At 35.5% G+C, this 5407-nt stretch carries 5 protein-coding genes; all 5 read right to left on the bottom strand.

Annotated elements, in window-relative coordinates:
- Positions 1–159 precede the first annotated feature (159 nt).
- Positions 160–1101 carry a transketolase family protein gene (locus AB1422_16255; protein MEW6620860.1) on the bottom strand — a complete coding sequence of 314 codons (942 nt, stop codon included), beginning with the start codon at positions 1099–1101 and terminating at the stop codon, positions 160–162.
- 84 nt (positions 1102–1185) lie between these two features.
- Positions 1186–2004, bottom strand: a complete 819-nt coding sequence (locus AB1422_16260; GenBank protein MEW6620861.1) for a transketolase — start codon at positions 2002–2004, stop codon at positions 1186–1188.
- A 215-nt stretch (positions 2005–2219) separates the two neighbouring features.
- Positions 2220–3224, bottom strand: coding sequence for a hypothetical protein (locus AB1422_16265; protein MEW6620862.1), 1005 nt, complete (start codon positions 3222–3224; stop codon positions 2220–2222).
- Positions 3221–4303 carry a DUF3696 domain-containing protein gene (locus tag AB1422_16270; GenBank protein ID MEW6620863.1) on the bottom strand — a complete coding sequence of 361 codons (1083 nt, stop codon included), beginning with the start codon at positions 4301–4303 and terminating at the stop codon, positions 3221–3223. Before AB1422_16270 ends, AB1422_16265 begins: the two co-directional genes overlap by 4 nt.
- Positions 4281–5261, bottom strand: coding sequence for a dipeptide ABC transporter ATP-binding protein (locus tag AB1422_16275; GenBank protein ID MEW6620864.1), 981 nt, complete (start codon positions 5259–5261; stop codon positions 4281–4283). Before AB1422_16275 ends, AB1422_16270 begins: the two co-directional genes overlap by 23 nt.
- Between the last annotated feature and the right edge of the window lie 146 nt (positions 5262–5407).

Below are 5407 nucleotides of genomic sequence, written 5' to 3' on the forward strand. Positions count from 1 at the left end.
ATTTAAAAAATTCACTTGTATCCGAACATACTATTTTTGTGCCTTTTTAGGGATATAAGTCAAGAAAAATATTTTTAAAAAAACTTAATTTTTTACTTGACATTTCACCATAAGACTTTGTGCCCTACAGGGGCATGAGCGTTTCTCCTGTAACAGTGGTTACGATTTCTTCATCATCACTTCTTTAACTGCCTGAACGATATGAGTTGATTTCATTTCAAATCTTTCTAATAATTCATCTGGTTTGCCAGAGAGACCAAACCTATCTTTTACGCCAATTCTTTTCATTGCCACAGGGTTGTTTTCAACTAAAACTTCAGCCACCGCACTTCCTAAACCACCGATAATTGAATGTTCTTCACAAGTAACAATTGCCCCTGTTTCAATAGCCGCCTGAATGATTATATCTTTATCAATTGGTTTGATAGTGCTCATATTAATTACTCTTGCCTTAATTCCTTCTTTTTGTAGTTCTGCGGCGGCTTGAAGTGCCTCAAAAACCATAAGTCCAATCGCAATAATAGTTACATCATTGCCCTGTTTAAGAATAGTTCCTTTACCAATCTTAAATTCATAATCATCTGAAAACACTATCGGGAATTTTGCCCGACCTAATCTGATATAAAATGGAGTAGAATCCTTTGCGGCGGTAATGACAGCTTTTTCAGTTTCTATTCCGTCAGCCGGGACAATTACCGTCAAATTAGGCAAACTTCTCATTAAAGCAAGGTCTTCAATGGCTTGATGCGAGGCACCATCTTCACCTACGGATATACCAGCATGCGTAACAACAATCTTAACATTAGCCTTTGGCCAGGCAATAGAGGTTCTAATCTGGTCAAAAACCCGTGCCGAGCCAAATACTGCAAAGGTCGAGGCAAAAACAGTTTTACCGCAACTCGCTAACCCTGCCGCAAAACCCATCATATTTGCCTCTCCAATACCAAAGTTAAAAAATCTATCTGGAAATTTTTCCTTAAACAAAGAAGTTCGCGTTGAAGATGAGCAATCTGCATCTAAAACCACTATATCTTTATTTTCTATGCCTAATTTTACCAATGTTTCTCCATAAGCATCTCTGGTTGCCATTAATTCTGCCATAATTTTCCCCTTTCTTTATATCGACATTTTTATTATAATACTTTATTTTCTATCATAAGTCTTCTGACCTCTAACTTCTGTCCTCTATTCTAACTCCAACAGTGCTTTTTGTTCTTCTTCTTTGGTTGGTGCTACGCCGTGGTAACCTACCTTTCCTTCCATAAAAGAGACGCCTTTACCTTTAATCGTGTGAGCGATGACCATAGTTGGTTTGCCGTAAGTAATATTTGCTTCATTGGTGGCATAGATTATCTGATGCATATCGTGACCATCAATCTCAATTGTATTCCAGCCAAATGCTTTGAATTTATCAACTATCGGTTCAATAACCATCACCTCATTTACCGGCCCATCAATTTGCAATTTATTATAATCTAAGAAAGCACATAAATTATCTAATTTATAATGTGCACAAGCCATTGCCGCCTCCCATATTTGTCCTTCTTGACTTTCACCATCTCCTAAAACCACATATACCCTAAATTTTTTCTTATCAAGTTTAGCGGCTAAAGCCATACCACCGGCAACAGATAATCCCTGTCCAAGAGAGCCAGCCGACATTTCTACTCCTGGAGTAGCCGTCATATCTGTATGCCCCTGAAGAAAACTATCCAATTTCCGCAGTCGCATTAATTCAGATGTTGGGAAATAACCAGATAATGCTAATGCAGAATATAATGCCGGACAGGAATGTCCTTTAGAAAGAACAAATCTATCACGGTCTTCCCACTTAGGGTTATCAGGTTTATGGTTCATAATTTTGAAATAAAGTGCGGTGATTATATCGGTGCATGATAAAGCCCCACCTGGATGTCCAGAACCCGCCTCGGCTAACATCTTAATTATCCACCGCCTTATCTCTTTTGCTTTTACCTCTAATTCTTGAATTTCCTGATTAGACATATTTTTACCCCTTTCTTAAAAAAATTTTCCACCTGTGCGATTAGACTAATTTATATCGCAGAGACGCAAAGGAAAAACAAATGTAAAATAGGAAATGAAAAATGGGAAATTTTACTACTTTGCAAGACTCATTATCTTTCAGTTATACATTTTCATTTTACATTTTTCATTTTACATTTAACCGCACAGGTCGAAAATTTTTGTATATCCTTTAGTTAATAAATCTCTGTTTTTCGATTACTAAAGTGGAGATGTACAGAGTATCCAATCTTTAGAAATAATCTCCTTCCGACTAAAGCAGAACGATTCGGATTTATCTTCACAAATGGACTTTTTCCCCAATTTCGAATACAATACACAGAAAAATCCTTCACTTTCTTAATTTTGCCTCGTTCTGAAACTATTCCAACACACAAATGCTTTGTATAAAAGCGGTAATTTTCACCCAAGTGTTCATCTGTATCAGGTACCTCTTCAGGGAAAGGACTGGCTATTAATCCTTCTGAGATCAATCTGGCCATATCTACAAACAAATCACTGGTTCCAGTGTCGAAGTCTGCAATAATATTTAGAGTTGAATTTGATGAAATTGCTTGAATCTCTACTGTGGGATAATAATCATCTATATATTTTGTTTTTGTCCATTTAGATGATGATTCTTCAATAGTCAAAAGTGTTTTATTTATAAAGATAAAGGGGAATTTTCCTCTTTTTTGACACATATCTAATATATCACCACGCTGTGGATACTCATCGATGTCAGAAGAGAATGTCTCTATTTCTCCATTTATTACTGTTACCCAGGCGGCATTCAACTCTTCAAATTTATTGGTAAGCCACTCTCCATTTTTTTCCCATAGGGTGGTTTGAAGATGAATTTTCTCATCTTCATCAAGCGAAGAATACTTTTCTAATGTCAAATTCTCACCTACAAATCCACTCTTAAACCGTATAGGGTTAAAGATAGGTTGAAGTGAGATAGTATCCTTACTTAATTTCTTTTCTGGCAAAAAGATAGATTTTTCTGAATTTGTAGATATTTGGTAAAAAAACGCTGGAATACACTCTTTTATTCTTATATTTTCTTCTTCTATTTTAAACTCAGATAAATCGTCAGAAAACTCTATGATAGGTTTCTTATTAATTAGTTCATCTAACTCATTTGTTCCCGATAGAGCAGAGTATAATGTTTGCTGAGTTAACCTAAATCTCTTCTTCATTTTTCCCTCCCTCTAATAGCCTCCAAAAATTCAGTTAATTCATTTAGACTCTGGTCAAAGAATCCTGGAAATCCCCCTTTTACCCTCCCTAATTTATCAACCTCAATATTCCTTACTTCTGCTCTTCCTTCTTTGTTTTCAAAATAGTAGACTGCTAACTCATTATTTGATATATCTTTTTTAGCAATTGAATGTATAAATGCATGTAAGATATGTTCACTATGTGTCTCAATAAATAGTTGTATGTTTTTCTTTTTTAAAAACTTAATAAGTAATCTTCCCAGGTCTACCTGTGCCTTTGGATGAATATGAGCCTCTGGTTCTTGAATAAAGACAGTGGAATTATCAGGTATTAGTATAAGTGGTAATAGAATAAATATCATTTGTTGAAATCCTGAGCCTTCGTTTACCATCAGGGTATTTGCTGGTTGTTTTAATAAAATTGTTACTCGATTACTTCCTATCCATTGAATGTCTATGTCGATGCCATAACCCATAATCTGGCTAAGTTCTTGTGCCACTTCTTTTCGTAAGTTTGCATTATATGCAAATGCAGCTATTAAGGCTACAATCCTATCATTTAATGTTACATTCTCAAGTGTTGAATACTTCTCAGGAGGCTGGTCAGGTAATAGATACCCTGCTTCTTCAAAACCCCTTAATGGATATATAAAGTAACAGGATGCTAATAATTTCTTAGCGATTCCTTGAAATAGAAAATCTCTTCCTCCAGATGGTTTAACTTCATTATTTTCTATTGTCACTTCAAGAGATAATCCAGAGCCATTGATATTACCCCTTAACTTTATACCGATAGTTGCACTTTCTTTTCTAATTACATCTTCAAATCTACCCACATCTATTTTATAGGGAGATAAATACGCTGAGGTTTCTTCTAATTTCTTAACCTCAGGGATAAAAATATTCTTCTCAGGAGAGGTTTGACAAAGCAACTGAATCGCCTGTATCAAGCTTGATTTGCCACTATTATTTGGTCCTATAAATATAGTTATAGGTTTAGCATCAATAGAAGTTTTTGCATGTAATTTAAATCCTTCAACATTTATCTTTGTTATCATAATTTCCCCTCTGGTGACATGCCACGAAATGGTGCGGGCTAATCTTCTTTAATTCAGGTTCATATTCCTTACATTTATCGCTGAGTTCTTCACATCGAGTCTGAAATCTACACCCTGCTGGTGGATTAATTGGACTCGGCACCTCGCCTGCTAAAATATCCATCTTCTTTCGTATTTGAGGGTTGGGAACAGGGATACTCGCCAGCAGTTTTTGAGTATAAGGATGAAGGGCTCGGCTATAAATTTCCGCTGTAGTCGCTAATTCTACTATTTTCCCCAGATACATCACCGCCACCCTATCGCTTATCTGCCTGACTATCCTCAAGTCATGTGAAATAAAGATATAACTTAGTTTCAGTTCTTCTTGTAAATCACAAAGTAAATTAACAATCTGTGCCTGAATAGAAACATCTAATGATGAAACTGGCTCGTCTAAAACAATAAGTTTTGGCGATGTGGCTAATGCCCGTGCAATTCCAATCCTCTGAAGTTGCCCACCACTGAATTCATGTGGATAGCGGTTGTTCCAATCCGGGGATAATCCAACTAATTGAAGTAATTGAGCAATTTTTTCTTTTTTCTGTCTTCCTTTAGCTAATCTATGAATAATCAATGGCTCACCAATTATATCTCCAATCTGCATTCGTGGATTCAAACAACCATAAGGATTTTGAAAGACCAATTGCATTTGTTGGCGTAGATGACGCATTGAATCTTTATTCAAATTAAAAATATCTTCATCTTCAAAATACACCTTGCCTGAGGTACAGGTAAGAAGTCTTAAAATCAATTTTGAAGTCGTAGTTTTTCCACACCCACTTTCACCAACCAGCCCTAATGTTTTTCCCTTTTCTAAATCAAATGAAATATTATCTACGGCACGGACGGTGTCTGCTTTTCCCAAAAGACCTTTTCTTATCTGAAAATATTTCTTTAATTCTTTAACTTGAAGAAGCATTTAGTTAATTGCTATAATTGTAAGTGTTCAGGTGGTGTAACAAAAGGAGATGTGGAGATTAAGGAGATAGGGAGATATTATTAAAAAAATTGAAATTAGTAGAAACTAATAGAAATTTATGGAAATTTGTTGTTTTCCACAATCAA

This window comes from bacterium, from assembly GCA_040757115.1.
Lineage (GTDB): Bacteria > UBA9089 > CG2-30-40-21 > CG2-30-40-21 > SBAY01 > JBFLXS01.